This window comes from Sporosarcina sp. ANT_H38, assembly GCF_008369195.1.
GTDB lineage: Bacteria > Bacillota > Bacilli > Bacillales_A > Planococcaceae > Sporosarcina.
This window is the reverse complement of sequence record NZ_VOBC01000012.1, coordinates 1-6,243: the sequence shown is the minus strand read 5'-3', so window position 1 is coordinate 6,243 and position 6,243 is coordinate 1. Positions and strand designations below refer to the sequence as shown.

6 protein-coding genes are annotated in these 6,243 nt (G+C 33.3%); all 6 read right to left on the bottom strand.

What is annotated here, in order from left to right; translation table 11 throughout:
* Positions 1-536: 536 nt before the first annotated feature.
* Complete coding sequence (locus FQ087_RS22175; protein WP_149582784.1) at positions 537-2,891, bottom strand: ATP-dependent DNA helicase; 2,355 nt, start codon at positions 2,889-2,891, stop codon at positions 537-539.
* Positions 2,892-3,027: 136 nt separating this feature from the next.
* Positions 3,028-3,213, bottom strand: a complete 186-nt coding sequence (locus tag FQ087_RS22170; protein ID WP_149582783.1) for a hypothetical protein — start codon at positions 3,211-3,213, stop codon at positions 3,028-3,030.
* Between the two features lie 14 nt (positions 3,214-3,227).
* Positions 3,228-3,488 carry a hypothetical protein gene (locus FQ087_RS22165; protein ID WP_149582782.1) on the bottom strand — a complete coding sequence of 87 codons (261 nt, stop codon included), beginning with the start codon at positions 3,486-3,488 and terminating at the stop codon, positions 3,228-3,230.
* Between the two features lie 207 nt (positions 3,489-3,695).
* The gene (locus tag FQ087_RS22160) at positions 3,696-3,995 is read right to left on the bottom strand and encodes a hypothetical protein (protein WP_149582781.1); all 300 of its coding nucleotides are present in this window, start codon (positions 3,993-3,995) and stop codon (positions 3,696-3,698) included.
* A gap of 259 nt (positions 3,996-4,254) precedes the next feature.
* Positions 4,255-4,830: a ribbon-helix-helix domain-containing protein gene (locus tag FQ087_RS23240; RefSeq protein WP_226882840.1), complete on the bottom strand. Its 576-nt coding sequence runs from the start codon at positions 4,828-4,830 to the stop codon at positions 4,255-4,257.
* A gap of 900 nt (positions 4,831-5,730) precedes the next feature.
* Positions 5,731-6,243, bottom strand: a 513-nt coding sequence (locus tag FQ087_RS22150; protein WP_223145629.1) for a hypothetical protein, incomplete at its 5' end; no start/stop codon positions are given.

Below are 6,243 nucleotides of genomic sequence, written 5' to 3'. Positions count from 1 at the left end.
ACAAAGAGCGTATGGTGTTTAAAGTTTTAACGCTATTTTCATGAATTAAAAAGCTTTTATGACTTTTTTTCATGACTAAATAATGCCCATGAATTTTCATGTATCGTCTTATAGTTTGGTGAGGTATTTTTGTTTCATTTTCCATTTCAGCCACTGTTAAATAGTTATTTCCCACTTTCTCACCTGCTCACACTCATTTGTTTACCACTTGCTCGATAAAGATATATTCTGTATTGACGGTGAAAAAGCCTTTGCGTTCTCATGAATTTCTCAAAGCGTTTCCATATGCTCACGACATTTTTAAAAAATATCATAATGGAAAATCCTGTTTTATTTTTCCTAGTAAAATTTCAATGCAGCAGTCGCGTCCGGCTTACGCCGTCCACTCTTCGCTGTCTTATGGATTCTGATTAATTTTTACGATGAATAAAAAAGAAGCTATCTTCTCTTATGAATTAGCTTCAAATTAATTTGGAATATGTAAAAGTTTAAAAAAAACAAAAAAAGCACCCTGTTTTTCAAGGTGCTTCAGAATATTAAACTGGTAATAAGCTGCTATTGACAACATTATTAATTGAATAAATATCAGAAGATATAGGTGAAGTCATAATTGTATTCTTTAACATCGATTCAGAAGGAACGAAAACTTTAAAATCCTTCTTCGCTCTAGTAATTCCTGTATATAAAAGATTATTAGTATTTAATTTCGGTTTATCTTCCAAAATAAGAACGACTTTCTCATATTCAGATCCTTGGCTTTTGTGAACTGTAAAAGCATACGCCGGAACAATTTCCTCAGTATCCTCGTACTTGTAAAATACTTGTCTATCTTCACAATCCAACTGAACGAAAACACCCTTTTCATTAAAACTAACAATCCTTCCAGTATCACCGTTCGATACTTCCCGTGGCGTACTGTTTGCAACAATCATTACACGATCTTGTTCATCATACTTAAAGTCATTAAAACAACGTGTAATTTGAAATTTTCCCTCTTGAACAATCGTGTTGATTTTTTTAGTCATCACTTTGGTGTTCGTCAGAATTTGATAACCATTCTCTACAAGACTTTTAACAATATCCGATAGATTACCATCATCAAACGTTTCAAAATCAATCATTTGCTTATCTAGAACTTGATAAGCTGCATCTAAAATATTGTCCTCTGAACGAAATACTTTTGTTAATTCAACCGTTTCAACATTTGAATTTATCTTTAATTCGGGAATAATTGAAACATCGTTGACTGGGGGCAATTGTGCATCATCGCCAGCAAATAGTATTTTCACATTCGTAGGAACTGCCAAAAGTAATTTAGCCAATATCTCCTTCGGAATCATAGATATTTCGTCAATAATTAAATACTCGCAGTCTAAAGTATTTCTTTCGTTTTTCAAAAAATCACTCGCAAAGTTTGACGAACAAGCCTTATGTATAGTCATCGGTTTATAATCACAAACACCATTTGAACTAAACAACTCTTTCAATCTACTAGATGCTTTACCAGTATAAGTGACAACAAAGGTCCTCAAAGGGTCAGGTTTTAAAGACTTCAACAAATTTGCAATAGTATAGCTCTTGCCAGTGCCAGCACGTCCAACCAACAGGCTAATATTACTTTGCTTATACAAATCAATAACGGCATGTTGCTCGTCTGTCAGAGCGTCCACAGCACCTTTAATCAATTTGTTCTTTAAGCGCTGCTGATCCATAGACGAAATTTGTTCCAAACGATTTGCGATGATGTAATTGTATTTCTGGGAATCATCCAACCTCAAAGACTTAACTTCATTCAAAATATTGATAGAATCCTGTTCAGGCGCACAAAATGAATTCAACAAAATAAAATCCTTAACATTCCCAAGACTAAAATTCGGTATTTCATGACTAGTAGAATTTAAAGTTAAATCATAAACACCGAGCTTAATATACTTCTTCTCATCTTCTTTTGAATTTTCATCGGAAATCTTAATATCATCAGACGAACTAATGATTTTTTTAGTTAAACCACCATTATTCTTCAAATCGGAAAATACCTCAATCGTGTCTTTAGTGATGTAGTCAGTGATTTTGGATACATAATTAGAAACAATATCAGTGTTTACATCTTCAATATTCAACGTCGGGTTTTTCTTTAAAGCATCTTCAACAATATAAGAATTGTCGTAGACATCATTTACACCTTCGATTGTAATCTTTTTAAGTAAAGTATGGGGTACATATCTGTTCGTTAAAAAGTGATAATGGGGTTGTCCATTTTTATGAAATTCTATAACACGAATGAATTTAAAATCTGCTAACTCATTTTCATTAAATCGTATAAGTATTTTTTCGTATAACGTCTCTTTTAGTTTTTCATCTTTTGCGTTATAATTGAACAGGATATTGTATTTTTGAGTTATAAGTTTTTTATTATCAGTTTTAAAAATTCGTTTTTCGTCTTCTGTGAGCCCATCATAGAAGACATTTTTTTGTTTAGCTGCTTCGATAATAGAATTTCTTCTAGTGATTTTTTCAATTTCAACTAAAATATCTGACTGAATATACTTCTCTTTTTTCTTCTGGTACCAATTCCACGCCGTTTCATAATCCACTTTTTTTCTTTTCATATAACCATGAATCGTAAAATTAAAAGCCAATTCCTTACGAATCTTTTGAAATAACTTCTCCAGATCTTCAAATCCTTGTTTCGATGTAATCGTATTAAAAAACACCAAACGTTCATGCTGAGCGTAATAACGGATTTTCCTCTTAATCCGTGCAGCGATAACGGGCTGACATTTTGGACAATCTAATTTGTTACAAGTCATAGATTTAGCAAAATGCTTACCAGAAATTTTTGCTTGAAGATGCATCGTTAATTCGCCGCATTTAGCAGCTACAGAAGACAAACTAATTCACCACCTTAAGGAGCGTTATTTTAGAAAAAAGAAAACCAGTAGCCCGTAGGGTTCAAGGCTGTTTTTGAGCAAAAGTGAGACTCTATGTCCTATTATTAGTAACAAGTTAAGTTTATAGAGAAAAACATCAAAAATCAGCCACAATCATCGGACATTCAATAATAGGGAATTCATTGATTACTGCCGTATCAATTCCTTCAACAAAACGTTCAACGAAATTTGCAAGTTTCGAAGAAAACAAAGCCGAAGAAAAAGAATCAGATTTGAGATACTGATCAACAATATCAATATCTCGGGAAACAGTACTTTCCATATTTCACACCTCATTTATTTTTCGATTTCTTTTTCTCCTGGTCTAGCCGGTCTGATAAGTTTAATTGCATCTTCACCCAAAAAAGAGACACATTTTTTTCTTTTTAAATAAATACCTTTTTGGTTATACGTAATTGAAGGTACAAACCCAACATTATTAATTACATTTTCTTGAGTTACAATGACACCAATTAACTTAGATCCATCTTTAGTTAACACAGCAGATTTACTCGGTTTTTTCTCGTTTTTATTAGAATAGATACTCATGATTTTCATCGCCATCTCTTTCTTCACTGACGAATAATCAATATGACTTCAACTAACATTAACTTTGTTTTTTTAAGTTTTTATAATTTACTTATCTTTTTTTTAGAATGAATTAGTTTCAATAAACTAGTTTGAATGAATTAGATAAGCCTATTTTATTTGATTAGATTAGGTTGAGTTAAGGTAAGTGAATCAAAAATTATCTCAGCACTTTTTTTATTTGTTATCAATTTTATTTCTAGCAGCATCTTTAAAATCCTGATCACTACTTAAAATCGCTTTAACCATTTCCATCAATTGTGGATTTTCAGAAACAGTACTCAGATCCGGAAGTAAATCATTCACTTTATCAGACATTACTTTTGACATATTATAATTAGCGTCAACCCATTGACCAACAATAAAAGATATAAAAGCATTAGGAGTAATGCCATAACGATTAGAGGTTTCTTCTACTTTGTCAAAACTGTCTTGACTTAAAGTTATATGAACCCTCTTTTTTTTATTTTCGACCATATTAGTACCTCCATTCGTTTACATACATACAGTAACACAAAAAAGCACAAACGAGAACAACGAATCAAATAATTTCATCCATATATTTATTATAATAAATAAGTATGAATCATTATAAAACCAATGCCCTCTAAAACAATTACAAAGGGCTTATTTTGCGTTCTAATCAATTCCCTTATGAATATAACCCAAATTCATTTGAACGCCTCAAAACCAAAGGGAATGGCTTTGAGAAGAACAAAAGTGACATCAGCCACTCTTAATAATCTGATTCACAATAAACTTTATTCGCTTCTGGAACACTCTTCATATCGAATTGCGAATAAATTGCACGCACTATCTTTTTAATTTCCTCAGAAGAATAACTCATTTCTTCCAATCCCTTAATCGCATATCCAAGACAGGCATAATTGTCCCACTCAGATTCATTACCAAGCGCATTCCAGACAATTTCCCTCAAAAATTTAGAGCGATTGCCTTCAGCTTTTTCATCCAACCAATCCCATTCTTCTTCAGGGAGAGTAAGCGAAACTTTTTTCGTAATGCCAACAGTTGGACGACCTACAGGCTTTTTCTTCGCAAATACTTCCACCCGACAATTTTGACAAAACGCCTTCGGTTCATCATTTACATGAAAAATCGTCACATCATGATTTCCACCACAACGATCACATTCAGTCGCTACAATCCGAAACATACCTTTTGGCAAACTCTTTTCAATTTCTTCGAGTGCCTGCTGCGCTTGCTCATACATTTCATGTTGCTCCTCTTTTTCTTCTTTTCCCCATTCTGTACTTGTCACGATTTTCCCATCTAAGCCACGTAATACAAACATCTGTAAAACCTCCTGTAATTTAAGTTACTTATACAATATCGCAGTGGTAACCTTTATACAATTAATTAAAGGAACTTAAATTGAAATTCGAGAGAAGTGACAACAAATTTTAGAGGATATTTTGAAAAAATGAACTCTGAAATCTGTAAAGGTCATAGGAAATTCCTATTCAAGTGAAAACGAAGTTTTTAGGGAATCATGCCAAACCCGTAGCTTGCCATTTCTATAATCCCAAAGGAAAAATACAGGCGATTAAGTAATATCAAAATCAATTTAAAAGCCCCTAGAAGCTTTTTAAGAGCGTCTGGGGGCTTTTAATTAGTTTATGGTTACGAATAGATTTAAGGGTTTTAAGCGAAGCAAGAAACGGTCCATTCTTAATCTTCTTTTTTCTAAACAGAACGTTAATAGCTAAAAGTAGTCAGAAAGAGCATAAGGGAAAACTGGCCCCACTTCTGGTGTGGGACTAGGCGAAGCCTAGTGTTTTGATGGGCACAAGTTTTTTAAATTTAGGAACGCTAGCGTGACAGCTACCTTAGCGTTTAGGAACGCTAGCGTGACAGCTTTTTTACTCATACCCCACTACACTCTTGCCAAGTAACGCTAAAGGAAAGTAAAATCCCAGGTAGTAATTTTTCAAGAAGAACACTTAAAAAATTCTCCACCTTTTCCGCTGCGCTACAGATTTGACTATCCTTTTTTTTCGGATACGAAATGGATACAAGCCGACATACAAAAAAGTAGGAGTTTATGATCTCGGCTTGACTTAATATTTTAATCCGAAAAAACGCTATCATAATCACAATGACTTTCTTCTAGCTATGCGAATCTACTTGGGGTCTTGCACCCCAAACCCCGCAACAAGGCCTCCTCCAAAAAAGCAGGGGGAAACCTTCAAATCTATTTAAACCAAAAATAATACCACTTCTTCTTTTCCTGTTGTTCCTGCTGCTGGACGGGACTGTTTATTTTTTTCACTTCAAGGATCTCACGCATTGATTTTAGTAATAACTCATCTCTTTTGGTCAGTTTTTCATCAATATATTTTTGTTGCGATTCAATTCTTTCATTCTGTTCAACCATTTTTTCTAGAAGTAATCGGTTAAATTTCTCTTGCTCATTTAATTTTTCATGAAGACTATTCATGTCGTTCTTCAAATCTTGTAAAGCACCACCAGAAACAACATTACTCACATGCTCATGAGTATTCCCACTGTCTAAATTCAAAGCAAAACCATTGTTTATCAAATGATCATCCACTTGCTTATTTGTTTTACCTGCTGCATACAAAGAGCGTATGGTGTTTAAAGTTTTAACGCTATTTTCATGAATTAAAAAGCTTTTATGACTTTTTTTCATGACTAAATAATGCCCATGAATTTTCATGTATCGTCTTATAGTTTGGTGAGGTAT

Bases quoted from the DNA above. Each gene is read 5' to 3' on its own strand.
- FQ087_RS23240 (WP_226882840.1), bottom strand. From the start codon at position 4,830: ATGTTTGTATTACGTGGCTTAGATGGGAAAATCGTGACAAGTACAGAA.
- FQ087_RS22170 (WP_149582783.1), bottom strand. From the start codon at position 3,213: ATGGAAAGTACTGTTTCCCGAGATATTGATATTGTTGATCAGTATCTC.
- FQ087_RS22160 (WP_149582781.1), bottom strand. From the start codon at position 3,995: ATGGTCGAAAATAAAAAAAAGAGGGTTCATATAACTTTAAGTCAAGAC.
- FQ087_RS22165 (WP_149582782.1), bottom strand. From the start codon at position 3,488: ATGAAAATCATGAGTATCTATTCTAATAAAAACGAGAAAAAACCGAGT.